Origin of the sequence: Sphingopyxis sp. HIX (assembly GCF_001468285.1) — a bacterium.
Taxonomy (GTDB): domain Bacteria; phylum Pseudomonadota; class Alphaproteobacteria; order Sphingomonadales; family Sphingomonadaceae; genus Sphingopyxis.
This window is the reverse complement of sequence record NZ_LNSB01000026.1, coordinates 34,476-59,244: the sequence shown is the minus strand read 5'-3', so window position 1 is coordinate 59,244 and position 24,769 is coordinate 34,476. Positions and strand designations below refer to the sequence as shown.

Below are 24,769 nucleotides of genomic sequence, written 5' to 3'. Positions count from 1 at the left end.
GCAAAGACGCAAAGACCCAAAAGAGATCGCGTAAGCCGCGAAGCGGCCTTTCCCATTGCACCTCGCAATCGACCGCGCCGTATGAAGAGCTATGGGCCTGGCGGCCCGCGCCAGCCTCTTCGTGCCTTTGCGTCTTTGCGCGAAACCCTTTTCCGGACCTCGCAAGCAAGGAAGCTTTGCGCAGGGACAAGCGCCTCCCTATATCCACCCCATGACTAGCCCCACCGATCCCCGCCGCTTCCTCTATCGCGCCGATGCGCTCGATCCCGACCTCGCGCAGAAACTCGCGCAGGAGGCGCTGGCGCAGGCCGACGACGGCGAGCTGTATCTGCAATATCGCGCGACCGAGAGCTTCGGCTTCGACGACGGGCGCCTCAAGACCGCCGACTATTCGACCGACGCGGGCTTCGGGCTGCGCGCGGTGTCGGGCGAGATGACGGGTTTCGCCCACGCCAGCGAGATCAGCGCCGGCGCGATCCGCCGCGCCGCCGGGACGCTCGCGTTGCTCGACCCTGCGGCGCAGGCGCCCGCCGGGCCGCCGACGCGCACCAACCGCCACCTTTACGACGAGGCGAACCCGCTCGACCTGATCCCCTTCGCCAAGAAGGTCGCGCTCTGCCAGGAGGTCGACGCCGCCGCGCGCGCGCGCGATCCGCGCGTCGTCCAGGTGTCGGTCGCGCTCGCGGGCAGCTGGTCGGTGGTCGAAATCGTCCGTGCCGACGGCTTCCTCGCGACCGACATCCGCCCGCTCGTCCGCCTCAACGTCTCGATCGTCGTCGAGGAGAACGGGCGCCGCGAGAGCGGCTATTTCGGCCTCGGCGGTCGTTATATGTACGACCATCTGTTCGAGCCCGAACAGTGGAACCGCGCGATCGACGAGGCGCTGAGCCAGGCGCTGGTAAACTTGCGCGCCGTCGACGCCCCCGCGGGCGAGTTCACCGTGCTGCTCGGCCCCGGCTGGCCCGGCGTGCTGCTCCACGAAGCCGTGGGGCATGGCCTCGAGGGCGATTTCAACCGCAAGGGCACCAGCGCCTTTTCGGGCCGCATCGGCCAGCGCGTCGCCGCGCCGGGCGTGACCGTGGTCGACGACGGCAGCATTGCGCAGCGCCGCGGCTCGCTGAGCATCGACGACGAGGGCACGCCGACGCAGGAAAATATCCTGATCGAGGACGGCATCCTCAAGGCCTATATGCAGGACCGGCTCAACGCCCGGCTGATGGGCGTCGCGCCGACCGGCAACGGCCGCCGCGAAAGCTTTGCCCATGCGCCGATGCCGCGGATGACCAATACCTTCATGCGCGGCGGCAATGACGATCCCGCCGAGCTCTTGAGCCGCGTCAAGAACGGCATCTTCGCCAAGAGCTTCGGCGGCGGACAGGTCGACATCGTGTCGGGCAAGTTCGTCTTCAGCTGCACCGAGGCGTACAAGATCGAGAACGGCAGACTGGGCGATTCGATCAAGGGCGCGACCTTGATCGGCGACGGCCCGAGCGTGCTCACCAAAGTGCTCGGCATCGGCAATGACATGGCGCTCGACGAAGGCATCGGCGTCTGCGGCAAGGGCGGCCAGAGCGTCCCCGCGGGCGTCGGCCAGCCGACCTTGCTGGTCGGCGGGCTGACCGTGGGCGGGACGGCCTGAGCCATGAGCGACTGGCAGGCGGCCGTCGTTTTCTACAACGGGCGCCGCGCGACCGATCCGGCCTTCGACGTCGTCGGCGACCTTTTCGCCAGCCGCCAGGCGTGGAACACGCTGGTCGAACGGCCGAACAACTGGCCCGAGCTGGTCAAGATCGTCCGCTCGGTCTTTCTGGTGTCGATCAACCAAGCGCACCGGATGATCCTGTCGCATCCCGGTTTCCGCCCGCTGGTGCAGGCGGCCATCGACGCCAATGCCGATTGCGCCGCCTATGCCCGTCAAGGCATCCGCAAAGGCTGGCTGGGCGGGCTGGCCGAAATGCGTGGCGATCGCCCGGTCATCGCGCTGTGACCTCCATCACTTGGCGCGCCGCATCGGTGCGCCTATACCCGCCTCAAACATAAAGCAGAATCGGGTCGCATGAGTTTTTCCGCCGGGGCGTTCGCCTCCGGTCGCAGGGAGGAATTATGCGTACGACTTTTCGATTCACCTCGGTCGCGGTGATCGCCGCGATGCTGAGCGCGCCCGTCGCGGCGCAGAAGAGCACGGGACCCAAGGAACGTTACGAGATGGACGCCGCGACGATGTCGGGCTTCGCCGCGATGGGCGGCGGGAAAGGCGGCATGGGCGGCGCGATGAGCATGATGTTCGGCGGCGGCCCCGACAGCGCGCTCGCGCGCCAGCTGTTCCTGCGCCTCGGCTCGAACGAGCTGCCGACCGCGCCGCCACCCAAGGGCGACCACTTCTTCCTGCCGCAGGCGAAGCTCGGCAAGTCGGTGCCGCTGATCGGGCGCGAGCGCAAGGACGGCGATTATCCGACCGACTTCGAACGCCCGAAGGGCCGACTTTTGCTCTATTGGGGCTGCGGCGCCAAGGCGGGGCCGGGCCAGCCGGTGATCATCGATTTCGCCAAGGTCGCCGCGGGGCAGATCCCGCCGAACCTCTTCTCGAGCGCGGTGCCGGTGGTGCGCGAAGTGACGCCCGAGAACAGCAAATCCTATGTCGAATGGCCGAATAGCAAGTCGACCAAGCTGCCTGCGAAGGACAGCAGCCTGCTCGGCGCGCACCGCGTCGCGAGCAACATCGGCAGCGACATCAACTTCACCCTCGCGCAGGATTATATGCCCGCGCTGCAGGCCTCGACGGGCGACAATGCCGACGGGTCGGTGACGATCCGCTGGAACCCGGTGCAGAATGCGACCGGCTACGCCGCCTGGACGATCGGCGGCATGGACCGCGCCGAGAAGGGGGGCGACATCATCTGGTGGTCGAGCAGCGCGACCAAGGAATTCGGCGGCGGCCTCTGGGACTGGCTGCCACCTTCGGTCGTCGCGAACCTCATCACCAAGAAGATCGTGATGCCGCCGTCGCAGACGACGTGCCAGATCCCCGCCGAAGTCAAGAAGGCGTCGGGCGAGTTCATGATGGGCAACCTCAATGCCTTCGGCCCCGAGGCCAATTTCTCCTATCCGCCCAAACCCGCGACCGGTGTGTGGAACATCGACTGGACCGCGAAGGTGCGTTTCCGCTCGTACACGATGCTGATGGTCGGTGCCGATTTCGGCGGCATGAGCGGCGGCGGGGCGTCGAGCGGCAGCAGCGAGACGCCGGCGCCGGCGAAGAAGAAGAAATGCAAGGGCCCGCTCGGCATCCCGCTGCCCGACGCGGCCTGCTGAACCGGCGCCAACGGGCGCGGGTCCGAGTCAGTTGCCGTTCAGACGAAGCGCCCTATATCGACGATAGAGGGTGTGTGTTGAATGACAGGAGTCGAACCATGCGTCCGTTTATCGCAACCATCATCGCCGCCGCGGCGATCGCCGCCGGGCCCGCCGCGGCCAAGGAAAAGCTGGCGCCCGAGGCGCAGCTCGAGAAGATGCTCGAGGGCCGCGTCGCCGGCGAGCCGCAGAATTGCATCAACCTGACCTCGGCGCGCAGCTCGACGATCATCGACGGCACCGCGATCGTCTATCGCGCCGGCAGCACTTTGTGGGTCAACCGACCGAAGGGCGGCGCCGAATCGCTCGACGACGACGATATCCTCGTCACCAAGACGATCGGCAGCCAGCTGTGCAGCATCGACACCGTCCAGCTGCGCGACCGCTCGAGCCATATGTATGCGGGCTTCGTCTCGCTGGGCGAGTTCGTGCCGTATCGCCGCGCGAAGGCCGAGTAAGCCAGGCCGTCCCGCTTATGCGTTCGGCGAAGCGATCCGGGGTTGCGTGAAGCGCGCCGGATTGCTTCGCTGTGCGCTATGACCCAAGATAGCCAAACCCCCGTCCCGCCCGCCGACTGGCCGGCGCAGCTCCTGACCTTCTGGTTCGATGCGCATGGCATGGACGACTGGTACGGCGGCGGGCCCGAATTCGACGCCGATGTACGGGGCCTCGCCGCCGACTGGCACGACGCTCTTCGATCACAGCCCGCCGAGACCTTCCTCGCCGATCCCGACACCGCACTCGCCGCGGCGATCCTGTTCGACCAGGTGCCGCGCAACGTCCACCGCGGCTACGCCGACGCCTTCGCGACCGACAGCCTGGCGCGCGCCATCGCGCGCGGGATCGTCGCCCAGGGCTGGGACCGGGACTGGCCCGACGAGCGGCGGCAATTCGCCTACCTGCCCTTCGAGCATAGCGAGGATATCGCCGACCAGCGCGAATCGCTGCGGCTGATGGGCCAGCTCGCCGATCCCCTGTTCGCCGACTATGCGCGGAAGCATTTCGACATGATCGACCGCTTCGGCCGCTTCCCGCATCGCAACGCCGCGCTCGGCCGCGCGACGCGCCCCGAGGAGCAGGCGGCGATAGAAGAGGGCAGCCAATGGTGATAGAGCGGCGCGGACCGACGCGGAGCGCAAGACCATGGCCGAATTCACCGACACGCTGACCGACAAGCATATCGCCTTCATCGAAAAGCAGCCGATCTTCTTCACCGCCACCGCCGCCGACGAGGGCCGGATCAACCTGTCGCCCAAGGGCTATGCCGATACCTTCCGCGTGCTTTCGGAGAGCCAGGTCGCCTATCTCGACTTCGGCGGATCGGGCAACGAGACGCACGCGCATCTCGCGGCCGACGGTCGCATCACGATCATGTTCTGCGCCTTCGACCGCACCGCGCTGATCCTGCGCATCTACGGCCGCGGGCGCGCGGTGCTGCCGCAGGATGCCGACTGGGACGCGGTCGCGGCGCCTTTCACCTTGCTGCCCGGCACGCGCCAGATCTTCGTGATCGACGTCGAGAGCGTGCAGACGAGCTGCGGCTGGGGCGTGCCGATGATGGAACTCAGCCACGAGCGCGACACGCTGCAGAAATATCATCGCCAGGCCGATCCCGTGCTGTGGGTCGAGAAGTTCCAGGGGCGCACGAAGAGCATCGACGGCCTGCCGACGCGCCCGACCGACCGCTTTGTCGCCGGCGAAGCCGCCAAGACATCGTCCTGATGGCGCTCGTCGAACTGGTGCGGCTGCCCAATGGCGCCAAGGCCGAACTGCTGCGCGGCCGGCTCGAAAGCGCAGGCGTGCACGCGGTGTGCTTCGACGCGGGCATGAATATTGCCGAGAGCGTCGGGCTGCTGATCCCGGTGCGGGTGATGGTGCTCGACGAGGATCTGGCCGAGGCGCAGGCCTTGCTGGCGGAGTTCGGGGCGCCGTAAACGCAACCCAACCTGCCCCCCGTTCGTCCTAACCCAGTAGAACAAGACAGAAGGCCAGCTGCTCCCCCGCCATGATCAAGGTCGCCAGCTATAATATGCGCAAGGGCATCGGGCTCGACCGGCGTCGCGACCCCGGGCGGGTGCTGTCGGTGCTGGGCGAGCTCGACGCCGATATCGTCGCCTTGCAGGAGGCCGACCGCCGTTTCGGCGCGCGCGCCAGCGCGATCCCGCCGCACATGTTCGACGAGCATAGCGATTATGTGCCCGTCGCGCTCGACGGCCGCCCGCACAGCATCGGCTGGCACGGCAATGCGCTGCTGGTCCGGAAAGGCGCCGAGATCGAGGAAAGCCACGCGCTGCACCTGCCGACGCTCGAACCGAGGGGCGCGGTCGCGGCGACCATCCGCATCGGCGACACGCGGCTCCGCGTCGTCGGCATGCATCTCGACATTTCGGGGCTCCGCCGCCGCCAGCAGGCGCGCGCGATCCTGAACCACGTCGCCGCGGGCGAGGAATTGCCGACGATCCTGATGGGCGACTGCAACGAGTGGCGCAACCAGGGCGGCTGCCTCCACGATTTCGGCGAGCGACACCGGCTGGTCGACACCGGCCACAGCTTCCACAGCCGCCGGCCGGTCGCCAAGCTCGACCGCATCTTCGCCTCGCCCGACCTGAAAGCGGTCGAGGCCGGGGTGCACCGCAGCGCGCTCGCGGCAAGGGCGTCGGACCATCTGCCGATCTGGGCGCGGTTCGAGCGGGCGGAACAATAACCGTCGCTCCCGCGGAGGGTGCCGGGAGTCACGTGCCTCCCGACACGGCCGCGACCCGTTTACGCGAAGACATTGCAAAAGGCCGACAGCGGCCCCCGCCTTCGCGGGGGCGACGGCTTTTGCCCAAAAAACAGGCACGACCTTGCCTCGCCTGCCCAATAGACTGACTCAATCGGTCGTCCACCCGCCCGATTCCGTCACAAAATGTTAACTTATCCCGCGCCCGCGCAATCTGGCACGGCTGTTGCACTGCAACATCTGCCAATAAGCAAAAGGGGGCGTCATGAAGCTGATCCTGGCTATCATCAAACCGTTCAAGCTCGACGAGGTGCGCGAAGCCCTCACCGGGCTGGGCATCGCCGGAATGACCGTGACCGAAGTCAAGGGCTTCGGCCGGCAAAAGGGCCAAACCGAAATCTACCGCGGCGCGGAATATGCCACCAACATGGTGCCGAAGGTGAAGATCGAGCTCGTCTGCGACGATGCGCTCGCACCGCGGGTCGTCGAAACGCTGCAGCAGAGCGCCGGAACCGGGTCGATCGGCGACGGCAAGATTTTTGTCCTCGACGTCGGTCAGGCCGTGCGCATCCGCACCGGCGAGACCGGCGAAGCGGCGCTGTAATGATAAAGGGGGAAGCAATGAACTTCGCAAACAAGATTGCGGCGGGAGCCGGGGCCGCGGGCCTCGCGCTCTTCGCCGCGCTGCCCGTCTGGGCGCAGGACGCGGCGACCGCCGCCGCGGCCCCGGCCGCCGAAGCGGCACCGCCCGCCCCGTTCGTGCCGACCGCCGAAATGGTCAACAAGGGCGACGTCGCGTGGATGCTCGTCGCCTCGGCGCTGGTGCTGATGATGTCGGTCCCCGCGCTGGCGCTCTTCTACGGCGGCCTCGTCCGCGCCAAGAACATGCTCTCGGTGCTGATGCAGGTGCTGACGATCGTCTGCGTCGCGGCGCTCGTCTGGTTCAGCTGGGGCTATTCGATGGCCTTCACCTCGACCGGCACGCCCTTCCCCTCGCTGTTCGGCGGGCTCGACAAGGCGTTCCTCGCGGGCGTCGACGTCAACACCTTCGCCGCGACCTTCTCGAACGGCGTGTATCTGCCCGAATATGTCTTCGTGATCTTCCAGATGACCTTCGCCTGCATCACGCCGGCGCTGATCGTCGGGGCGTTTGCGGAGCGCGTGAAGTTCACCCCGCTGATCATCTTCACGGTGCTGTGGCTGACGCTCGCCTATTTCCCGATCGCGCACATGGTGTGGTACTGGGCGGGCCCGGACTTCCTGCACGCCGCGCCGACCGACACGGGCCTGCTGTGGGGCTGGGGCGCGCTCGACTTCGCCGGCGGCACCGTCGTCCACATCAATGCGGGCATCGCCGGCCTGGTCGGCTGCATCGTGATCGGTCCGCGCCTCGGCTACAACACCGAACCCATGCCGCCGCACAATCTGGTCATGACGATGATCGGTGCCTCCTTGCTGTGGATCGGCTGGTTCGGCTTCAACGCCGGCTCGGGCCTCGAAGCCAATGCCTTCGGCGCGCTGGCCTTCATCAACACGCTGGTCGCCACGGCGGCGGCGGGTGCGGCCTGGGCGATCATCGAGCAGGTCGTGCACAAGAAGCCGTCGCTGCTGGGTGCCGCCTCGGGCGTCGTCACCGGTCTGGTCGCGATCACCCCGGCGGCGGGCTTCGCCCACCCCGGCACCGCCATCATCCTCGGCGCGGTCGCCTCGCTGGTCTGCTTCTTCTTCGTCACCACGGTGAAGAAGAAACTGAAATATGACGACTCGCTCGACGTGTTCGGCATCCACGCGGTCGGCGGCATCGTCGGCGCGATCGGCACCGGCTTCGTCGCCAACCCCGCGTGGGGCGGCCAGGGCTGGATCGACTATACCGCGCCTGTCGCCAAGGCCGGCGAGTTCGACCTCGCGGGGCAGGTGATGACCCAGCTCTGGGCGGTCGGCACCACCATCGTGTGGACCGGCATCGTCAGCGCGGTGCTGTTCCTCGCGCTCAAATACACCATCGGCCTGCGCCCGTCGAAGGACGTCGAGCAGGAAGGGCTCGACCTCGCAGAGCACGGCGAGCGCGCCTATAATATGTGACGAGACTGGACACCCGCCGCCGCTCTCTCCTCTCCAAAATGGCGGCGGGGTCCAAACCGGGTTCCTCCTGCGAACCACTGGCCGGGGTTTATCCCCGGCCTCTTTTTTGAGATTGTGGCCGGGACGGCCACGGGCCGGGGTTTATCCCGGCCTCTTTTTTTGAGATTGTGGCCGGGACGGCCACGGGCCGAGGCATGTCCCGGGCCTCTTTTTCGTTTCCGACCGTACCGCCCACGGCCGATTTGGTATGTGGCAGCAATGCAACAGCGCGCCGACATTTTGTTACGCGCGATTCGGACCCCATTGCGCATTTGTGACAACAGGCGCACTCCTCTCGCCGCAACGACGGGGCAACATAGCCCCGCGTACCTTGTGAGGAGAAGAATCATGCATGCTCGCACGACGCTGCTGGCCGGGCTTTCGACGCTCGCGCTGGCCGCTATTGGCACGCCCGCCTTTGCGCAGGACGCCGCCGCCGAGGAAGACGACGGCAACATCATCATCGTCACCGCGACGAAGCGCGACGCCAATATCCAGGACGTCCCCTTCTCGATCAACGCCCAGACCGCCGAGGATATCCAGAAATCGGGCGCCGTGACGCTCGAGGATCTGTCGCGCAACGTCGCGGGCCTCTCGGTCCAGAATCTCGGGCCCGGGCAGAGCCAGGTGTCGGTGCGCGGCGTGTCCGCGGGCCAGGTCGTGCGCGACCAGCCGGGGGTCAAGGAACAGGTCGGCGTCTATCTCGACGAAAGCGTGATCTCGCTCTCGCTCTTCACCCCCGACATCGACCTTTACGACCTCAACCGCGTCGAAACGCTGCGCGGCCCGCAGGGCACGCTCTTCGGCTCGGGTTCGGTCGGCGGCACGATCCGCTACATCACCAACCAGCCCAAGCTCGGCACGACCGAAGGCAGCGTCGAGGCGAACCTGAACCTCGTCGACGGCGACGACATCGGCGGCCATCTGAAGGGCGCGATCAACCTGCCGCTCGGCGACACCGCCGCGATCCGCGCGGTCGGCTATTACACGCGCTACGGCGGCTTCATTAACGCGGTCGGACCGGCGGGCGGCGACGACGTCAACAGCGGCGAACGCTATGGCGGCCGCCTCGCGCTGACCTTCGAGCCGAGCGACAATCTGTCGATCACCCCGCGCGTCGTCTATCAGAAGGTCACCGCCGACGGCTTCAACCGGCAGGAGGTCTACAACCTCTACGGCAACCGCTTCACCACGACGCGGCCGCAGGTGATCTACGACGAGCGCGAGCAGTATCTGCTGCTGCGCGAGGCGTTCGAGGACGAGACGCTGATCGCCGACCTCAAGATCGATGTCGGCCTCGGCGGCGCCAAGCTGACCTCGGTGACCAGCTATATCAACCGCGACATCCTGGTCAGCCGCGACGCGAGCGCGCTCACCGGCTCGGTCTCGGTCGACCTCGGCTTCCCGACCGCGGGCGTGCTGCTGCCGTCGAACCTCGTCGACACCACCGATCTCGAGACCTGGACGCAGGAACTTCGCATCGCATCGGACAACGACAGCCCGTTCCAGTGGGTGCTCGGCGCCTTCTATTCGAAGATCGACCGCGTCTATTCGCAGACGCTGCCGACCCCCGGCTACGACGCCGTCACCGACGCGACGCTCGGCGCCGGGACCTCGGCGGCGGTCGCCAACGGCTTCGGCCCCAACTCGCCGTACAACGCCTTCCTGCCGTACGACATCAAGCAGTTCGCGGTGTTCGGCGAGGTCAGCTACGACATCAGCGATGCCTTCACCGCGACCGCGGGCGGGCGCTATTACGACTTCAAGGAAACGCGCAGCTTCACCTCGGGCGGGCTGTTCTCGAACGGCGACGACCGCACCGACAGCACCAAGTCGAGCGGCTTCACCCCGCGCTTCCTGCTGTCCTACGAGGCGAGCGACGACGTCACGATCAATGCGCAGGCGTCGAAGGGCTTCCGCCTCGGCGGGGTCAACGATCCGCTCAACCTGCCGCTCTGCTCGCCGAGCGACGCGGCGCTGTTCGGCGGTTTCCAGAGCTATGACGACGAATCGCTGTGGAACTACGAGCTCGGGATGAAGGCGCAGGGCCGCGGGGTCACCTTCAACGCCGCCGCCTTCTACAACGACATCCGCAACCTGCAGGTCACGCTCGACGCCGGCACCTGCTCGTCGCGCATCGTCTTCAACGTGCCCAAGGCGCATTCGATGGGGATCGAGATCGAGGCCGGCTTCCAGCCCGCCGACGGGCTCGACTTCAACCTGTCGGGCAGCTTGATCGAGGCCGAGTTCGACACGACGCTGCCCGCGCCGCTGACGATCCCGACCGGCATCCGCGAAGGCAACCGCCTGCCGTCGGTGCCCAAGATCCAGCTGTCGGCCTCGGGCAGCTACGAATGGGCGATGGGCGACGGCGCGAGCATGTATGTCTCGGGCTCGGTCCAGCATGTCGGCACGCGCTTCACCCAGCCGGCGGACCAGGAAATCGACCCGCGCACCTTCGTCCACGGCCTGCCCTTCGGCGGGGCGCCGGCGAATGCCTCGACGACGGTCGATCTCGAACTGCCGAGCTACCAGCTCGTCAACCTCAGCGCCGGGGTCGATTTCGACAGCGGGCTGTCGCTGGTCGTCTATGTGAACAATCTGTTCGACGAAAACGCCCTGCTCTCGTTCGACCGCGAACGCGGCGGGCGCGCGCGCCTCGGCTACACCGTCGGCCAGCCGCGCACCTTCGGCATCACCGCGCGCCAGAGCTTCTGACGCGCACAAAAAGGGGCGGGTCCCAATGGCCGGAACCCGCCCTTTTTGCTGCCCGAAAAATAGGCAGTGGTGATGCAAATTTAGGCCTTTTCATGATGACATTAATATGGCATTCAGCCGTCAAGAGTTTCAGGAGGGGAGAGCCTGAAAGGCTGGGCCGGGACGCAAGTCCCGGCCCTCTTTTTTTGTGCGCAGCATAAGCCCGCACAAAAACCCGCTCAACTTTCCCCGGATTTCCGGCGATATTGCAGCGCAGCAAAAACGCGCCAGCCGCCGTCCGCCTGCAGCACCGAATCGCTGACCGTCAGCGTGCCGTCCGCGCCCAGTACATAGGTCGAGCGCCCGATCTCGACATCGGCGCTGCCCCAATGCGTCCACCATGTTGCACCATCCATGCCGCCCGCGACGGCACGCTTACGGCCATAGCTGTCGGCCCATGTCCCACGTAGCCGCCCCTTCGCGTCGAAGGCATAGGTCGCGTCGGCCGAATAGGCCACCGGCGGCTCGCCGGCGATCGTCAGACGGTAGGCCAGCGTGGTGACGCCGCCCGCGCCGGGCGCGATATCGAGCGTCGCTGTCGCGGGCTTGTCGAACGCCCGCCCCTCGCCGATCCACTGCCCGTGCCACGCGGCGAGCGACGGCGCCTCGGCGGGAGCGGCCGGGGCGGCGGGCGCGACCAGTGCGGCCGCCGCCCACCAGAGCAGCGTCATGCCGCCATCTCGGACTGCGAGAACATGAAGCTGTTGCCGTCGGGGTCGTAGAAGGTCAGCAGCTTCACCAGCCCCGGGATATGCTGGATATCGCCGTCCTGCCGCACGCCTTCGGCGTCGAGATGCGCCTTGGCCGCCTCGATATCCTCGACCTCGAACACATTGGTCGCGCCGCCGCCCTGCACGACGTTCTCGACCTCGCTGAACCCGATGTTCACCCCCTTCATCGGCGTCGCCATCTCGCACCAGCGGATCTCGTCGACGCGGTAGAGCAGGGTGCACAGCATCACCCGCTCGTACCAGGCGATCGAGGCGTCCATGTCCTTGACCCCCATCGAACAGGTGAGTTCGGATCCGATCTTCAACGCCATGCCATTCCTCCCTCTTCGGCCGGAGCCCAAACCCCAATCCGCTTGCTTCGATAGTCCGGTTTGTATAGTTACTGGCAAATGCCGTCAAGCGCTCCCGATCCGTTGCTCGCGCAGCTCACCAGCCACCGCTGGCTCGTGCCCCTGCTCGCCGACCTCGCGGCGCATCGCGGCGCGCGCTTCGTCGAGCTGGTGAACCGGTTGCAGCTTTCGCGCGACAGCCTGGCGCGCACGCTCGACGCCGCGGCGGCGCAGGGCTGGGTCCGGCGCAACCCCGGTCACGGCCATCCGCTGCGCCCCGAATATATCCTCACCGAAGCGGGCCACACCGCCGCGCTGCGCGCCGCGACGATCGCCGCGGCGCAGGCGGCGGTCGGCCTGCCCCCCGGCGCCGCGACGCGCTGGGGGCTGCCGCTGGTCGCGGGAATCGGCGCGGGGCACGACCGTTTCAACGCGCTGTCGCGGCTGCTCGCGCCCGCCACCCCGCGCGCGCTGTCGCAAGGGCTGGCGGCGCTGGGCCGGCACGGGCTGGTGATGCGCGAGGTGGTCGACTCGCGGCCGCCGAGCAGCCTCTACGGGCTGACGGGGAGCGGAAGGATACTGGCGGAGGCGTGCGTATAGTGTTCCCCGGCGAAAGCTGGGGCCCAGATACGCAGCGCCACCGGTCATGGGCCCCGGCTTTCGCCGGGGATCGGTCAGGCCAAAGCCGCCTTCACGAAATCCGCCGCCCTTTCGCCGATCATGATGCTCGGCGCGTTCGTATTCCCCGACACCAGCCGCGGCATGATGCTCGCATCGGCGACCCACAGCCCGTCGATGCCCCTCGCCTTCAGCGTCGGATCGACGACTGCCGCATCGTCGCTGCCCATCCGGCACGTGCCCACGGGATGATAGACGGTGTCGGCGCGGCTGCGGATCAGCGCGTCGAGCGCGGCATCGTCGGCGAGGTCCACCGGATGCCGGTCGACCCCGGCATAGTCGCTGAGCGGCGGCGCCGCGGCGATGCGGTGCATCATGCGGACGCCAGCCCGGAGCGTCGCCATGTCGCGCTCGTCGGTCAGGAAGCCCGGGTCGATCGCCGGGGCCGCACCGGCATCGGACGACGCCAGCCGCACCGACCCGCGGCTCTCGGGCCTGAGCACGCAGGCGTGGCACGAAAAGCCGTGTCCCTTGACCTTCGCCCGCCCATGATCCTCGAGCATCGCGGGCACGAAATGATATTGGATGTCGGGCGCGGGCAGGTCGGGGTGCGATTTCCAGAAGCCCCCCGCCTCGGCGAAGCAGGTGGTCATGATCCCCGTGCGCTGGGTGCGATGCTCGAAGATCGCCTTCACCATCCGCCACGTGCCGCCCAGGCTATCGCCGAAGGGATCGGTCGAGCGCGTCTCCCAGCTCGACACATAGTCGATATGGTCCTGCAAATCGGCGCCCACCCCGGCGCGGTCGGCGACGACGGCGACGCCCTGCTCCTTGAGATGCGCCGCGGGCCCGATCCCCGACAGCATCAGGATCTGCGGCGAGCCGAAGGCCCCCGCCGACAGTATCACTCCGCCGCGCGCACGCAGCGTCTCGCGGCTGCCCCCGCGGCGGATCACCACCCCGGTCGCGCGGCCGTCCTCGACCAGGATCTTCTCGACCAGCGCCTTGGTCCGCACCGTGAAATTGCCGTGCGCGCGCAGCGGCTCGACATAGGCGCGCGCCGCCGACCAGCGCTCGCCCGCCTTCTGCGTCACCTGATAGAAGCCGAAACCCTCCTGGTTCGCGCCGTTGAAATCCGCGGTGCGCGGCAGTTGCAGCGCCGCCGCGCTCTCGACGAAGCGCCGGCTCGTCACATTGGGCCAGCGCTGGTCCATGACATTCAGCGGCCCGTCGCTGCCGTGGAAATAATCGGCGCCGCGCTCGTTACCCTCGCTGCGCTTGAAATAGGGCAGCACGTCGGCATAGCTCCAGCCGGTGGCGCCGAGCGCCTCCCACTGGTCGTAGTCGAAGGCGTGGCCGCGGATATAGACCATCGCGTTGATCGCGCTCGACCCGCCGAGCCCGCGCCCGCGCGGCTGGTATCCGATGCGCCCGTTCAGCCCCTTTTGCGGGAGCGTGTCGTACCGATAGTTCGACGCCTTGGGGATGAAGGGCATGAAGCCGGGGGTCTTGACGCGGACGATGTCGTTCGTCCCGCCCGCCTCGACCAGGCACACCGTCCGTCGGCCATCCTCGGCGAGCCGCCCCGCTGCCGCGCTCCCCGCGCTGCCGCCGCCGATGACGATGATGTCGAACGCATCCATATACCGCTCCCCTCGCCACCCGAGCGGTGGTCATATGGGTGCTTACATGAATGTCATTAGAGAGCGAAGCAAGGCCCAATACGGTCACCCCGGGCTTGACCCGGGGTCCCGCTCGGCAACGGTAAAAAAGCGGGACCCCGGGTCAAGCCCGGGGTGACGAAGAGGATTACTCCGCCGCTTCCTCGGCCGGCCGTCCCGCGGCCCAGCGTTCCTTGATCGTCGCGCTCGTCGCGCGGCTGCCATCGTGGCTCCAGCCGGGTTCGCGCCAGATATAGGAGAGCTTGTGCCGCCACGGCGCGTGCCAGACATCCTTCGCGATGCCGACCCATTCGTGGACCGCGGCCCACAAAATGTTGAAGCTGCCGAGCTGCTTGACGATGCCGTAGCGCACCGGCTCGTCGTCGCGCTCGGCGACGAAGCTGCCGAACATCTTGTCCCAGATGATGAACACGCCGGCATAATTGGCGTCGAGATAGCGCGGGTTCACGCCGTGATGCACGCGGTGGTGCGAGGGGGTGTTCATCACCGCCTCGAACCAGCGCGGCAGCCGTCTGATCGCCTCGGTATGGATCCAGAATTGGTAGATCAGGTTCAGCCCCGCGCAAAAGAAGACCATCGCGGGCGGAAAGCCGATCAGGAAGAGCGGCAGGCGGAAGATGAAAGCGATGCTGATGAAACCGGTCCAGGTCTGCCGGAGTGCGGTCGAGAGATTATAATGCTGCGAGCTGTGGTGGATGACATGGCTCGCCCAGAACCAGCGGACGCGGTGTGCGCTGCGGTGGAAGACATAATAAGCGAGATCGTCGAGGAAGAAGCAGAGGATCCACGCCCACCACCATGTCCGGAAGTCGATGCCGATATCGAACAGGCGATATTGATGCAGCCACACCGCCATCGCGACGACCGTCCCGCCGACGAGCGCGCTGGCGACCTGGCTGCCGGTGCCGAGCATCAACGAGGTCAGTGTATCGCGCGCCTGATAGCGGCTCCGGTCCCGCCGCAACGCGACGATCATCTCGGCGATCAACAGCAGGATGAAGGCCGGGATCGCGTAAGTGACCGGATCGGGCAATTTATCCATTCGGAATCTCCCGCATCCGCGCCGCCCAGACCCCGGCCTCCTTGCCGAGCTGCAGCGTCACCGCGCCGAAGGTCCGCTCGGGCGGGGTCAGGGTCAGAAAATCCTTGTCGAGCCGCGCCATCGTCTGGCGGTCGACCGGCCGCGCCGCGAAATGATTGCCGTGCGCGCGCACCAGCATCATCCGCCCCTCGGCATTGCGCACGATCGCCGCGAAGCCCGCGCGGTCGCGCGCGACGTCGGTGCCGCGAAACCCCGCCTCGGCCTCTTCGGCGAGGCGGATCGCGTGGCTCGCATCCTCGATCCGCGGATCGGCGCCGAGCCCCAATTTCCCGACCAGCCAGGCGACGAAGAACACCGCCGCGAGCGATGCGCCGAGCTGGATAATATCCGCTAGCGTCATTGTTCCCCCGAAAGTGCGTCCATCATCGGGCGCAGGCCGGTCAGGTCGTACCCCGCCTTCGCCGCGGCATCGACGATGCCGTCGACATCGTCGCCCGCGCGCGCGCGCGCCAGCGCCCAGAGGTGCGTCGAGCGCGTGCCCGAGCGGCAATAAGCGAGCACCGGCCCGGTCGCGCCTGCAAGCACCGCGTCGAGCGCGTCGAGCTGCGGATGGCTGAAGCCCGCATGGCCGACCGGGATCGCGGCATAGGCCAGCCCCTCGGCCGCCGCGGCGTGCGCGATTTCGTCGCCCTGCGGCGCCGAGGGCTCCTCGCCATCGGGACGGTTGTTGACGACCATCGCGAAGCCCTGCGCCTTGGCCTCGGCGATATCCTCGATGCTGACTTGCGGGGCGACGCTATAGCCGGCGGACAGGGTTCGAAAATCGCTCATGGCGCCGATCTACTCTCGCCCTGCGCCCACTGACAAGCGCGAAGCTGCGTCAGCGCTTTCCTTGCGCCGCGCTTCGCCTATGACGACCCGATGGACGATCATTTCAAATGGGCCTTCGGCTATTGCGCAGCGCGCGGATATGCCCGGCCCGTGGGCGCGACCCTCGCAGCCGGCCTGTGGTTCGAACCCGGCAAGCCCGATCAGGCCGGGCGACTGATCCTTGGCGACACGTCGGGCGAAAGCGTCGCCGCGGCCTTCGCCGCGGTCGCGGCGCCCGCCATCTATGTCGACATCGCCGCCCCGCGCGCAGCGATTCTTCCGCTCGTTCCGCCGCTTTGGCAGGCGCGCGACCCGATGTGGCTGATGGCAAGCGGCGCCGACATACCGGCGGCTCGGCCGACGCCGGGGTTCGCGATCGAGGTCGACGAAAGCGGCGACCGGATCGAGGCGGTGGCGCGCGATAGCGACGGGACGCTCGCCGCGCGCGGCGTTATCGGCATCGATGGGGCCACGGCCGTCTACGATCAGATCGTGACCGAAGCGCAGTTCGGCCGCCGCGGGCTCGGTTCGGCGATCATGGCCCAGCTCGGCCGCCGCGCGTCGGGCCGCGGGGTCACCGAATCGCTGCTCGTCGCGACCGCCGACGGCAAGGCGCTCTATCAAAGGCTTGGCTGGTCGCTGCGCAGCGACATCGTCTCGGTCATCTCGCCGCCCGGGCATGGTCCTTCCTAGATCAAAAGGCGCAAGAGCCCGGGAATGCGATCGGCACTCCCGGGCTCCGTGACGGCGGGGCGCCCTTGCGCGGGGCGCCCCACACCGCTCTCCCCGAACCCCTCGCCCGGGAAGGCGGATCCGGTTCAAGCGGCGACCGGTGCGGGCCGCGAGGTGTCTGCGGCCGCCTCGCGGTCGCCGGCCACGACCTCGGTGAAACGCTCGGCATATTTCGGATGCTCGGTCCCCATCCATTTGTCCCACCAGGTGAAATAGAGGCCGTAATTCTTGTTGAAGCCGCCGCTGTGGTGGAGGTCGTGGTGCGTCGTGGTGTTGATCCAGCTTGTAAGCGGCGTCGACAGCCACCAGCGCGGATGGAGCTCGAAGCCCGCGTGCCCCATCGCGTTGCGCAATATCTGGAACAGGATCCAGGTCAGCATCACCCAGCCCGGGGTGGGCACGAAGAACAGCCAGATCGGCACGAAGGCGATCATCACGAACGCCTCTGGGATCGCGAAGCTGTACGCCGCCCAGGGGGTCGGGGTGATCGAGCGATGATGCGCGCGGTGGAAGGTCCTGAACAAGGCCGGATGGTGCATCGCGCGGTGCACCCAATAAAAATAGGCGTCATGGGCAAGGATGATCGCACCGAGCAGCGCGAGGTCGCCCGCCCAGCCATAGCTGCCCTCGAAGCGGTGCAGCACCCCGGCATCGACGCCCCAGATGATGAAGGCCGACACGAACGTATAGACCCCGACGGTCTGCACCGACTGCGCCACCTCGCGCCGCCGGTCGGCCATTCCGGCCTCGCGCGGCTGGATCTTGCGGGTGCGAAGGCGCGTGCGGCGCAGCACCCAGACGACCGCGGTCACCAGCGCCGCGGCGACGAAATAGCGCCCGAAGTCGAAGGCGAAGACGATGGGCCCCTTGTGGACCAGATTGGCGAGGGGAGGAAAGGCGTCGAGCATCGGGGCGTCCTGCTGGATCGGAGGCCGCTCCTCAGCACGCCGCAGCCCCGCGCGCTCCCCGCTGTCCAAATATGGCTAGCCGATTCCGGAATCGGCGAGGCGTCGCGCCAATGCTTCTTGACGATATTCGCTCGGCGTCATGCGCTCGGCGTCGCGGAAGGCGCGGTTGAACGGGCCGAGCGAGCCGAAGCCCGCGTCGAGCGCGATCGTCAGGATCGGCACCTCGCGCTGCGCGGCATCGGCGAGCGCGGCGCGTACCTCGTCGAGGCGAAAGCCGTTCAGGAAAGCCGTGAAGTTGCGAAACCCCATCTCGCCGTTGATCGCGCGGCGCACGCGATATTCGGGCTCGCCGAGCCGGGCGGCAAGCATCGCGATCGAAAAGCCCTCGGCGCGGTACGCGCGCTCCTCGGCCATCAGCGCGATCAGCCGCTGCGCGAGCGACGACGGCGCCGCGGGCGGGCGCGACCGCTCGGGCGGGGCCGTCGCATCGGGCGCGGCGAACAGCTCGGCGGACCGGAAGCGGTAAAGGGTGATCGACACGACGAAGGTCGCCACGAAGATCGCGGCGAGCGTCACCGCGCGCCAGACCTCGTGGCCGTCCTGCCGGTTGTGGAACATCTCGACGAAGGTCACGAGCAGGATGAAACCACCGATCGCGCATATCAGCCCTAGCCGGAACCCGCGCCGCGCTTCCACAAGATCGGTCGTCCGCCCGCGCCACGCGATCCACATGCCCGCGAGCGCGAAGCCGAACATGCCGATGCGCACGACCGCCCAGATTTCCCAGCTGTAACGCCCGGTCGCCGCGATCAGCCCCGCCTGCGCGAGCGGCAGCGCGGCGAAGGCGAGCACCGGACACCAGCTGCGCCAGCCGATCTGCGCGCGGTCGTCGAACCACAGCCGCGCGAACAGCCAGAACAGCGCCGGGACCATCACCGACAGCATGTCGAAGACGATGTACGGATATTGCCCCGTGCCGTGCGGCTTGAACAAGCCCGACAGGAGGTAGGCGATGATCGTGACGTTCATCGCGATCGCGACGCGCGCCGCCGCGACCGCGCGGTGGTCGCGCCACAGGAGCGCGATCCACAGCAGGAACAACGCTATGCCGCCGCCGCGAATCAGCGCATCGAAAAGGTCGAGCATCGCCATCGCCGCCTGCTAACGCAGGTCTCAGCGCGCCGCCAGTTGCTGCGTCCGGCGGCTGTCGAGCTGCGCGAGCGCGTCGCGCTGGACGCTCTCGCGGCATAAGCGCGCGGCGCGGCGGGCGCCGAAGCTCAGATGCTCGACATCGTTGCGGCAAAAGGCCGCGACCGCGCGGTCGATCCGCCGCTCTGCCGCCTCGGCCCCGCGCGGGGTGGCGAGGTCGATGCCGGTCAGATCGATCCGCAGCGTCGCGGTGGGCTCGGCGGCGAGCGCCATAGGGGACAGCGTTGCCGCGGCGACGAACAGGCTGGTGAGGATCGTATATTTCATGGTCTTGCTCCTTCGATCACCGGCGCCGGACAAGAGGGGAGAGCGCCGATGGGGAGGAGGTGCAGCAGGGCGCGCCGCAAATCGCGGCGGGTTTGGAAATCGGCTAGCCCGTTTCGGAATCGGCGGGTGCGGGTTTGTCGATCGGCTGTTGGCCGGTGCGGCGAGGCCGGTTCTTTTTTGTCTCACGCAAAGGCGCGAAGGCGCAAAGAGAAGGAAAAAAGGACTCACACGAAGACACAAAGAGGGCGGTCGACGCCACGGCCCGACGCGCCAGAACCCGCGCGAAGCGCCTTTTTGAAGGTCGCCTGCGGCGACAAGCCGCCGCGAGCGTCGGCGCACGCCCTCTTCGTGTCTTTGTGTGAGATTTTTCTTCTTCGCGCCTTTGCGCCTTTGCGTGAGATCATTCTTGCAAGAACCCAACCCCGCAACCGCCCCCTACCCCTCGGGATATTGGTCGATGCAGGCCTGCATCTCGGCCCACAGCCCGCCCGCGGCGCGAAGCTGGACCACGCCGACTTCCTTGCCCAGCACCTTGGCGCGGAGTTCCTTGCCCGCCTTGAGCTTCGGCCAGATCCAGCCTTGCAGATGGCCGATGCGATAGGCGGTCTCGCCCTGCTCGGTCGCGCCATAAACGATGCGCGCCGCGATCTTGCCGTCGACGAACAGCGCGGTGCCCGGATAATTGGCGTAGGTCACGCCGGGCGCATAGACGTAGACGGGAATGCCGTCCGCGCTCGCCGCCGCCTCGTCCTCGACCGCGCCCCGGTCGTGCTTGGCGACCGCGGCGTCGATATCCTCGTCGGGAAAGGGCGGCAGCTTGGACCCGGTGAGCCACACCGCGCCATCCTCGAAATTGTTGAAGCCGAGCCTGAGCTCGAGGTCGGGATTCAACATCTTCACCGCGGTGCAATCGTTGCCGCGCGACTGGAAGGTCCAGCCGTCGCCGAAGCCCAGATCCTTTTCGGGGATCGGCGGCGGCTCCTTGCCCTGCCGCCGCAGCGCCGCATCGCCCGCGAATTGCGCGGCGTCGGCGGTGGCGAGGAAATCGGCCATCGACCGATAGGCGGGCGCATTTGCATATTTGAGCTCGTCGCAGGCATCGAGCCGCTGCAACAGATGCTCGGCGCGCGCCTCCCCCTCGGCGGGCAGCGCGACCACCGCCTCGCCTTCCTCATTGTGGACGCGGTCGAAGGTCGCCTTGCGCTCCGCCTCATCGACGTGCCGCATGTCGTTGGCGAGGCTGAACCAGGTCAAGGCGATCGCGTTGCGCGCGCGACTCTTCTCGGCGTCGCCCTCTTCGAGCACCCCCATCAGGCTGTTGAGCACCCCGCAGCGCATCGCCGCCTCGGCGGTGAGCGGGGCATCGTCCTGGGCGGTAGCGGGAAGGGCAAAAAACAAGGCGGGGATCAGCGGCAGGGCATAGCGCAGCATGGCAGGCTCCGAAGGCCGCGACCCATGGCCTGCTGATGCGGCGGGCGCGGGGCGCTGTCAATCGGGCGGCTGGTTTGGGCGGTGGGGACGGTGCCGATTTATCTCACGCAAAGGCGTAAAGGCGCGAAGAAAAGGACAGAAGGGGAAACTCGCACAAAGCCACGAAGCCACAAAGAAGGCTCCCCAACCCCGTTTGCCCTGAGCTTGTCGAAGGGCCGTTCTTTCTTCGCGACCCCGAAGAGAAGGACGGTGCTTCGACAAGCTCAGCACGAACGGATGAGGGCAAGCCCCTTTGTGGCTTCGTGGCTTTGTGCGAAATTTCTTCTTCTTTGCGTCTTCGCGTCTTTGCGCGAAACGGAATTCAAAACTGCCGGATCACCGCCAGGAACGCATCGCCCCACGCCTCAAGCTTTTTCGCGCCCACCCCTGGGATCGTGCCCATCGCGTGCAGGCTGTCGGGCCGGTCCGCCGCCATCGCGCGCAGCACCGCATCGTGGAACACCACATAAGGCGGCACGCCGGCCTCGGCGGCCAGCTCGCGCCGCGTCGCGCGCAGGGCCTCGAACAGGGGATCGCCCACCGGGTTCGCGGCCGCCCCCGCGCCGCCGCCGCGCTCGCGCCGCGTGCGCCGCGCGGGGGGCTCGGCGATCGTCACGGACACCTCGCCCTTCATCATCGCGCGCGCGGCGGGGCCGAACATCAGCCCGCCATGCTCGGTGGTCTCGAGCGCCTCGCGCGCGACCAGCGTACGCACCAGCGGCTTGATCAGCCGCGCCTCGTCGCCCGCGACGATACCGAAGACCGACAATTTGTCGTGGCCACGCTGCGCGATGCGTTCGTCGCTGCGCCCGGTGAGCACCGCCTCGACATGCCCCGCGCCGAAGCTCTGTCCGGTGCGATAGACCGCCGAGAGCAGTTTCTGCGCCAGCACCGTCGCGTCGATCCGCGCCGGGGGTTCGAGGCAATTGTCGCAATTGCCGCAGCTCACCGGCGGGCTCTCGCCGAAATGGCGGAGCAGCAAGGCGCGGCGGCATTCGCTCGTCTCGACCAGCGCCGCCATCGCGTTCAAACGCGCGCGTTCGCCCGCGACGCGCGCCTCGGGCAGCTCGCCGAGCCGCATCCGCGCGCGCGCAAAATCTTCGGCGCCCCACAGCATCAGCGTCTCGGCGGGGTCGCCGTCGCGCCCGCCGCGCCCCGTCTCCTGATAATAGGCCTCGATCGATTTGGGCAGGCCGGCATGCGCGACGAAGCGCACGTCGGGCTTGTCGATCCCCATGCCGAAGGCGACCGTCGCGGTGACGATGCCGTCCTCCGACGCGACGAAGTCGTGCTGGACGCGCGCGCGCCGCTCGGGGTCGAGCCCGGCGTGATAGGCCGACACCGGCCGCCCCGTCGCGGCGGCGAGCTTCTCGGCCATGCGCTCGGTGCCGTCGCGCGTCGGGCAATAGACGATGCCGGGGCCCGGATTGGCGGCGATGAAATCGGCGAGCTGCTTCGCCGCGCCGATCCGCGGGCGGATCGCATAGCGGATGTTCGGCCGGTCGAAGCCCGCGAGGATCAGGCCGTCCGCCGGAATGCCGAGCTGGACGAGGATATCCTCGCGCGTGTGCTTGTCGGCGGTGGCGGTCAGCGCGAGCCGCGGCACTTCGGGAAAGGCGTCGAGCAAGGGCCGGAGCAGGCGGTAGTCGGGGCGGAAATCATGCCCCCATTCGCTGACGCAATGCGCCTCGTCGATCGCGAAGAGCGCCGGGCACCGCGCCTCCATCAGCGAGCGGAACCCTTCGCCCGTCGCGCGTTCGGGCGCGATATAGAGGAGGTCGAGCTGGCCGTCGCGATAGGCCTGGCGCGTGTCGGCGAAATCGGCATCGACGCTGGTCAGCGACGCCGCGCGAATCCCCGCCGCGCGCGCGCCGCGCAGCTGGTCGTGCATCAGCGCGATCAAGGGCGAGACGACGACGACGCAACCGTCGAGCGCCACGGCGGGCAGCTGGTAGGTGAGCGACTTGCCCGCGCCGGTCGGCATGACCGCGAGCGTGCGCTGCCCCGCCATGACGCGGTCGACGACATCGCCCTGTTTCCCGCGGAAATGGTCGAAGCCGAAGGTCGATTTGAGGAGTGGGAAGAGGGCGTCGGCGGACATAAGGGCGGCGATAGGAAGTTTGCGGCAGGAAACCAAGCCCTCCCCTTCAGGGGAGGGCAGCGAGACTTACGAACTTGTTCGTTAGTCGCAGCGGGTGGGGCCCTGAGGCCTTGCGCTACCTGGCACGCCCCACCCCAACCCCTCCCCTGAAGGGGAGGGGCTTCAAGCCAACGTCAGCATCGCCCGTTCGGCCATCCGCGCCGCGGTCTCGCGCTCGGCCATCACCACATGATCCGCGCCGCGGCGCACGAGATCGGCGACCTCCTCGTCCGAATGCGCGCGCGCGACGATCACCAGTTTCGGGTTGATCGCGCGCGCCTTGCGCACCACCGCACCCGCCTCGACCCCCTCGGGGATCGCGATGAGCAGCGTCGACGCGTCCTCGATCCCCGCCTGCCGCAGCACGCTGTCCTTGGTCGCGTCGCCGACGATCACCGTCGCACCCGCCGCTGCGGCCGCCGCGGCCATATCCTTCTGGTCCTCGATCACCGTCAGCCCCTCGCCGCGCCCGCAGATCAGCGAGCCGATATGGCTGCCGACGCGGCCGTAGCCGATCAGCACCACCCCGGCGTTGCACGGCGCGGGGACGTCGGCGGCGTCCGTCGCCTCGGGCTCCGGCGGCTCGTCGGCGCGGATGCGCTTGACCATCAGGGTGAAGAAGATCGGGTTGAAGAGGATCGACAGCAGCGCGCCCGCGAGGATCAGGTCGCGCCCGGTCTCGGGCAGCACCTCGAGCCCGACGCCGAGCCCCGCGAGGATGAAGGAGAATTCGCCGATCTGCGCGAGGCTGACCGACACGGTCAGCGCGGTCTGGTTGGGATGGCCGAAGGCGCGCACCAGCGCATAGGCGGCGATCGACTTGCCGAAGACGATGATCGCGACCGTTGCGAGCACCGGCCCGGGCTGCTCGATCAGCACCTTGGGGTCGAAGAGCATGCCGACCGACACGAAGAAGAGCACCGCAAAAGCGTCGCGCAGCGGCAGCGTCTCCTCGGCGGCGCGGCGGCTGAGCTGCGTCTCGCCGAGGATCATGCCGGCGAAGAAGGCGCCGAGCGCGAAGCTCACGTCGAAGATCACCGCCGCGCCGAAGGCGACCCCCAGCGCGATCGCGAGCACCGCGAGGCGGAACAGCTCGCGCGATCCCGAATGCGCGACCCAGTGGAGCACCCACGGCAGCACCCGCCGCGCGATCAGGAACATGAAGGCGACGAAACCCACGACCTTGACCAGCACGATCCCCGCCGATTGCAGCATCCCCGCGCCATTGGCCTCGTCGCCGCGGTCGCCGAACATCGCGGGCAGCAGCACCAGCGCGAGCACCATGACGAGGTCCTCGACGATCAGCCAGCCGACCGCGATCCGCCCTTTCTCGGTCTCGACCATGTCGCGCGCCTGCAAGGCCCGCAGCAGCACCACGGTCGAGGCGACCGACAGCGCCAGCCCGAAGACCGCGCTCCCTTCGATCGACCAGCCGAGCCACAGCCCGAGCATAAGCCCGAGCGCGGTCGCGACCGCGATCTGCAGCACCGCGCCGGGCACCGCGATCTTGCGCACCGAGAGCAGGTCTTTCAGCGAAAAATGCAGGCCCACCCCGAACATCAGCAGGATCACGCCGATCTCGGCGAGCTGCATCGCCAGCCCCGTGTCGGCGACGAAACCCGGGGTGAAGGGACCAACGAGGATCCCCGCGAGCAGATAGCCCGCGATCGGTGAAATCCGCAGCCGGTGCGCAAGCGCGCCCATCAGGAAGGCAACCCCGAGGCCGGCCACGACCGTGCCGATAAGGGTCGTGTCGTGTGGCATGGGGGGAGCGTAAAGGGCGGGGGCGTGAGGGGTCAAGTTGTGCGGCGCAAAAAGAT

25 protein-coding genes are annotated in these 24,769 nt (G+C 67.8%); 13 read left to right on the top strand and 12 right to left on the bottom strand.

Annotated features, from left to right (window positions below; all coding sequences use genetic code 11):
- The first annotated feature begins 211 nt into the window (after window positions 1–211).
- From tldD to ATE62_RS13530, 11 genes are all read left to right on the top strand, one after another.
- The gene (gene tldD / locus ATE62_RS13580) at window positions 212–1,639 is read left to right on the top strand and encodes a metalloprotease TldD (RefSeq protein ID WP_058809229.1); all 1,428 of its coding nucleotides are present in this window, start codon (window positions 212–214) and stop codon (window positions 1,637–1,639) included.
- Between the two features lie 3 nt (window positions 1,640–1,642).
- Window positions 1,643–1,987, top strand: coding sequence for a hypothetical protein (locus tag ATE62_RS13575; protein WP_058809227.1), 345 nt, complete (start codon window positions 1,643–1,645; stop codon window positions 1,985–1,987).
- Window positions 1,988–2,103: 116 nt separating this feature from the next.
- The gene (locus ATE62_RS13570) at window positions 2,104–3,312 is read left to right on the top strand and encodes a hypothetical protein (RefSeq protein ID WP_058809226.1); all 1,209 of its coding nucleotides are present in this window, start codon (window positions 2,104–2,106) and stop codon (window positions 3,310–3,312) included.
- A gap of 98 nt (window positions 3,313–3,410) precedes the next feature.
- On the top strand, window positions 3,411–3,809 hold the full coding sequence (locus ATE62_RS13565; RefSeq protein ID WP_058809224.1) for a hypothetical protein: 399 nt from the start codon (window positions 3,411–3,413) through the stop codon (window positions 3,807–3,809).
- Window positions 3,810–3,887: 78 nt separating this feature from the next.
- Window positions 3,888–4,460, top strand: coding sequence for a DUF924 family protein (locus ATE62_RS13560; protein WP_058809223.1), 573 nt, complete (start codon window positions 3,888–3,890; stop codon window positions 4,458–4,460).
- Window positions 4,461–4,494: 34 nt separating this feature from the next.
- Window positions 4,495–5,073 carry a pyridoxamine 5'-phosphate oxidase family protein gene (locus ATE62_RS13555; protein WP_058809222.1) on the top strand — a complete coding sequence of 193 codons (579 nt, stop codon included), beginning with the start codon at window positions 4,495–4,497 and terminating at the stop codon, window positions 5,071–5,073.
- Window positions 5,073–5,285: a putative signal transducing protein gene (locus ATE62_RS13550; protein ID WP_058809221.1), complete on the top strand. Its 213-nt coding sequence runs from the start codon at window positions 5,073–5,075 to the stop codon at window positions 5,283–5,285. The genes ATE62_RS13555 and ATE62_RS13550 overlap by 1 nt, the downstream gene beginning before the upstream one ends.
- Window positions 5,286–5,356: 71 nt before the next feature.
- Complete coding sequence (locus ATE62_RS13545; protein ID WP_058809220.1) at window positions 5,357–6,055, top strand: endonuclease/exonuclease/phosphatase family protein; 699 nt, start codon at window positions 5,357–5,359, stop codon at window positions 6,053–6,055.
- Between the two features lie 283 nt (window positions 6,056–6,338).
- Window positions 6,339–6,677: a P-II family nitrogen regulator gene (locus ATE62_RS13540; RefSeq protein WP_003043080.1), complete on the top strand. Its 339-nt coding sequence runs from the start codon at window positions 6,339–6,341 to the stop codon at window positions 6,675–6,677.
- A gap of 17 nt (window positions 6,678–6,694) precedes the next feature.
- On the top strand, window positions 6,695–8,155 hold the full coding sequence (locus ATE62_RS13535) for an ammonium transporter (protein ID WP_058809219.1): 1,461 nt from the start codon (window positions 6,695–6,697) through the stop codon (window positions 8,153–8,155).
- 387 nt (window positions 8,156–8,542) lie between these two features.
- Window positions 8,543–10,912, top strand: a complete 2,370-nt coding sequence (locus ATE62_RS13530; RefSeq protein WP_058809218.1) for a TonB-dependent receptor — start codon at window positions 8,543–8,545, stop codon at window positions 10,910–10,912.
- A 218-nt stretch (window positions 10,913–11,130) separates the two neighbouring features.
- Here the strand turns inward: ATE62_RS13530 and ATE62_RS13525 are convergent, their stop codons facing one another.
- Together ATE62_RS13525 and ATE62_RS13520 are read right to left on the bottom strand one after the other, a co-directional pair.
- A complete protein-coding gene (locus ATE62_RS13525) occupies window positions 11,131–11,622 on the bottom strand; it encodes a hypothetical protein (RefSeq protein WP_058809217.1) in 492 nt (163 codons plus the stop codon).
- The gene (locus ATE62_RS13520) at window positions 11,619–11,993 is read right to left on the bottom strand and encodes a VOC family protein (RefSeq protein WP_058809216.1); all 375 of its coding nucleotides are present in this window, start codon (window positions 11,991–11,993) and stop codon (window positions 11,619–11,621) included. The genes ATE62_RS13525 and ATE62_RS13520 overlap by 4 nt, the downstream gene beginning before the upstream one ends.
- Window positions 11,994–12,071: 78 nt before the next feature.
- Here ATE62_RS13520 and ATE62_RS13515 point away from each other — a divergent pair, with 78 nt between their 5' ends.
- Window positions 12,072–12,611 carry a winged helix-turn-helix transcriptional regulator gene (locus ATE62_RS13515; protein WP_082662808.1) on the top strand — a complete coding sequence of 180 codons (540 nt, stop codon included), beginning with the start codon at window positions 12,072–12,074 and terminating at the stop codon, window positions 12,609–12,611.
- 74 nt (window positions 12,612–12,685) lie between these two features.
- Here the strand turns inward: ATE62_RS13515 and ATE62_RS13510 are convergent, their stop codons facing one another.
- The 4 genes from ATE62_RS13510 to ATE62_RS13495 form a co-directional block, all read right to left on the bottom strand.
- Window positions 12,686–14,272, bottom strand: coding sequence for a GMC family oxidoreductase (locus tag ATE62_RS13510; protein WP_058809214.1), 1,587 nt, complete (start codon window positions 14,270–14,272; stop codon window positions 12,686–12,688).
- A gap of 166 nt (window positions 14,273–14,438) precedes the next feature.
- Window positions 14,439–15,353, bottom strand: a complete 915-nt coding sequence (locus ATE62_RS13505) for a sterol desaturase family protein (protein ID WP_058809213.1) — start codon at window positions 15,351–15,353, stop codon at window positions 14,439–14,441.
- On the bottom strand, window positions 15,346–15,753 hold the full coding sequence (locus ATE62_RS13500; RefSeq protein ID WP_058809212.1) for a hypothetical protein: 408 nt from the start codon (window positions 15,751–15,753) through the stop codon (window positions 15,346–15,348). Before ATE62_RS13500 ends, ATE62_RS13505 begins: the two co-directional genes overlap by 8 nt.
- Complete coding sequence (locus ATE62_RS13495; protein ID WP_058809211.1) at window positions 15,750–16,184, bottom strand: TIGR01244 family sulfur transferase; 435 nt, start codon at window positions 16,182–16,184, stop codon at window positions 15,750–15,752. Before ATE62_RS13495 ends, ATE62_RS13500 begins: the two co-directional genes overlap by 4 nt.
- Window positions 16,185–16,274: 90 nt before the next feature.
- Here ATE62_RS13495 and ATE62_RS13490 point away from each other — a divergent pair, with 90 nt between their 5' ends.
- Window positions 16,275–16,916: a GNAT family N-acetyltransferase gene (locus ATE62_RS13490; RefSeq protein WP_058809210.1), complete on the top strand. Its 642-nt coding sequence runs from the start codon at window positions 16,275–16,277 to the stop codon at window positions 16,914–16,916.
- 125 nt (window positions 16,917–17,041) lie between these two features.
- Here ATE62_RS13490 and ATE62_RS13485 read toward each other — a convergent pair whose 3' ends face one another.
- The 6 genes from ATE62_RS13485 to ybaL form a co-directional block, all read right to left on the bottom strand.
- Entirely contained in the window at window positions 17,042–17,863 is an 822-nt protein-coding gene (locus ATE62_RS13485) for a sterol desaturase family protein (RefSeq protein ID WP_082662807.1), read from the bottom strand.
- Window positions 17,864–17,938: 75 nt separating this feature from the next.
- The gene (locus ATE62_RS13480) at window positions 17,939–19,015 is read right to left on the bottom strand and encodes an AraC family transcriptional regulator (protein WP_058809209.1); all 1,077 of its coding nucleotides are present in this window, start codon (window positions 19,013–19,015) and stop codon (window positions 17,939–17,941) included.
- Between the two features lie 21 nt (window positions 19,016–19,036).
- A complete protein-coding gene (locus ATE62_RS13475) occupies window positions 19,037–19,339 on the bottom strand; it encodes a UrcA family protein (RefSeq protein ID WP_058809208.1) in 303 nt (100 codons plus the stop codon).
- A 435-nt stretch (window positions 19,340–19,774) separates the two neighbouring features.
- Window positions 19,775–20,770 carry a hypothetical protein gene (locus ATE62_RS13470; RefSeq protein WP_058809207.1) on the bottom strand — a complete coding sequence of 332 codons (996 nt, stop codon included), beginning with the start codon at window positions 20,768–20,770 and terminating at the stop codon, window positions 19,775–19,777.
- A 361-nt stretch (window positions 20,771–21,131) separates the two neighbouring features.
- Complete coding sequence (recQ, locus tag ATE62_RS13465) at window positions 21,132–22,910, bottom strand: DNA helicase RecQ (RefSeq protein WP_058809206.1); 1,779 nt, start codon at window positions 22,908–22,910, stop codon at window positions 21,132–21,134.
- A 162-nt stretch (window positions 22,911–23,072) separates the two neighbouring features.
- Window positions 23,073–24,713 carry a YbaL family putative K(+) efflux transporter gene (gene ybaL, locus ATE62_RS13460; RefSeq protein ID WP_058809205.1) on the bottom strand — a complete coding sequence of 547 codons (1,641 nt, stop codon included), beginning with the start codon at window positions 24,711–24,713 and terminating at the stop codon, window positions 23,073–23,075.
- Between the last annotated feature and the right edge of the window lie 56 nt (window positions 24,714–24,769).

Bases quoted from the DNA above. Each gene is read 5' to 3' on its own strand.
- ATE62_RS13490 (WP_058809210.1), top strand. From the start codon at position 16,275: ATGGACGATCATTTCAAATGGGCCTTCGGCTATTGCGCAGCGCGCGGA.
- ATE62_RS13515 (WP_082662808.1), top strand. From the start codon at position 12,072: ATGCCGTCAAGCGCTCCCGATCCGTTGCTCGCGCAGCTCACCAGCCAC.
- recQ (WP_058809206.1), bottom strand. From the start codon at position 22,910: ATGTCCGCCGACGCCCTCTTCCCACTCCTCAAATCGACCTTCGGCTTC.
- ATE62_RS13575 (WP_058809227.1), top strand. From the start codon at position 1,643: ATGAGCGACTGGCAGGCGGCCGTCGTTTTCTACAACGGGCGCCGCGCG.
- ATE62_RS13535 (WP_058809219.1), top strand. From the start codon at position 6,695: ATGAACTTCGCAAACAAGATTGCGGCGGGAGCCGGGGCCGCGGGCCTC.
- tldD (WP_058809229.1), top strand. From the start codon at position 212: ATGACTAGCCCCACCGATCCCCGCCGCTTCCTCTATCGCGCCGATGCG.
- ATE62_RS13530 (WP_058809218.1), top strand. From the start codon at position 8,543: ATGCATGCTCGCACGACGCTGCTGGCCGGGCTTTCGACGCTCGCGCTG.
- ATE62_RS13520 (WP_058809216.1), bottom strand. From the start codon at position 11,993: ATGGCGTTGAAGATCGGATCCGAACTCACCTGTTCGATGGGGGTCAAG.
- ATE62_RS13495 (WP_058809211.1), bottom strand. From the start codon at position 16,184: ATGAGCGATTTTCGAACCCTGTCCGCCGGCTATAGCGTCGCCCCGCAA.
- ATE62_RS13480 (WP_058809209.1), bottom strand. From the start codon at position 19,015: ATGGCGATGCTCGACCTTTTCGATGCGCTGATTCGCGGCGGCGGCATA.
- ATE62_RS13560 (WP_058809223.1), top strand. From the start codon at position 3,888: ATGACCCAAGATAGCCAAACCCCCGTCCCGCCCGCCGACTGGCCGGCG.
- ATE62_RS13505 (WP_058809213.1), bottom strand. From the start codon at position 15,353: ATGGATAAATTGCCCGATCCGGTCACTTACGCGATCCCGGCCTTCATC.
- ATE62_RS13475 (WP_058809208.1), bottom strand. From the start codon at position 19,339: ATGAAATATACGATCCTCACCAGCCTGTTCGTCGCCGCGGCAACGCTG.
- ATE62_RS13500 (WP_058809212.1), bottom strand. From the start codon at position 15,753: ATGACGCTAGCGGATATTATCCAGCTCGGCGCATCGCTCGCGGCGGTG.
- ATE62_RS13540 (WP_003043080.1), top strand. From the start codon at position 6,339: ATGAAGCTGATCCTGGCTATCATCAAACCGTTCAAGCTCGACGAGGTG.
- ATE62_RS13550 (WP_058809221.1), top strand. From the start codon at position 5,073: ATGGCGCTCGTCGAACTGGTGCGGCTGCCCAATGGCGCCAAGGCCGAA.
- ATE62_RS13565 (WP_058809224.1), top strand. From the start codon at position 3,411: ATGCGTCCGTTTATCGCAACCATCATCGCCGCCGCGGCGATCGCCGCC.
- ybaL (WP_058809205.1), bottom strand. From the start codon at position 24,713: ATGCCACACGACACGACCCTTATCGGCACGGTCGTGGCCGGCCTCGGG.
- ATE62_RS13470 (WP_058809207.1), bottom strand. From the start codon at position 20,770: ATGCTGCGCTATGCCCTGCCGCTGATCCCCGCCTTGTTTTTTGCCCTT.
- ATE62_RS13570 (WP_058809226.1), top strand. From the start codon at position 2,104: ATGCGTACGACTTTTCGATTCACCTCGGTCGCGGTGATCGCCGCGATG.
- ATE62_RS13545 (WP_058809220.1), top strand. From the start codon at position 5,357: ATGATCAAGGTCGCCAGCTATAATATGCGCAAGGGCATCGGGCTCGAC.
- ATE62_RS13485 (WP_082662807.1), bottom strand. From the start codon at position 17,863: ATGCTCGACGCCTTTCCTCCCCTCGCCAATCTGGTCCACAAGGGGCCC.
- ATE62_RS13555 (WP_058809222.1), top strand. From the start codon at position 4,495: ATGGCCGAATTCACCGACACGCTGACCGACAAGCATATCGCCTTCATC.
- ATE62_RS13510 (WP_058809214.1), bottom strand. From the start codon at position 14,272: ATGGATGCGTTCGACATCATCGTCATCGGCGGCGGCAGCGCGGGGAGC.
- ATE62_RS13525 (WP_058809217.1), bottom strand. From the start codon at position 11,622: ATGACGCTGCTCTGGTGGGCGGCGGCCGCACTGGTCGCGCCCGCCGCC.